The following is a 284-nucleotide window of genomic DNA, read 5'->3' on the forward strand; positions in this document are numbered from 1 at the left end:
GATCAGACGGTGACGTATGTGCCGGGCCGGGTGGTGAATTCGATGACCGGCAGCTTCCGCGGCGAGGGGAAGACCGACGCCAAGGACGCGCGAGTGATCGCGCAGAGCGCCCGTCTGCGCGAGGACCTGAACCAGGTCGTGATGCCTGATGAGCTCGTGGTCGGACTGACCCAGCTGACCAGCTACCGCACCGACCTGATGGCGGATTGGGTGGCCGGGATCAACCGGTTGCGTGCCCTGCTCGGGTCGATCTTTCCCGCGTTGGAGGCCGCGTTCGACTTCGC

The 284-nt window shown here is 66.2% G+C and carries 1 protein-coding gene; it reads left to right on the forward strand.

The window, feature by feature from the left end:
* Window positions 1-284 (forward strand): IS110 family transposase (locus tag ON21_RS30105; RefSeq protein WP_039803520.1); only part of this gene is annotated, 284 nt, incomplete at both ends.

Origin of the sequence: Nocardia araoensis NBRC 100135 (assembly GCF_000308435.1) — a bacterium.
Lineage (GTDB): Bacteria > Actinomycetota > Actinomycetes > Mycobacteriales > Mycobacteriaceae > Nocardia > Nocardia araoensis.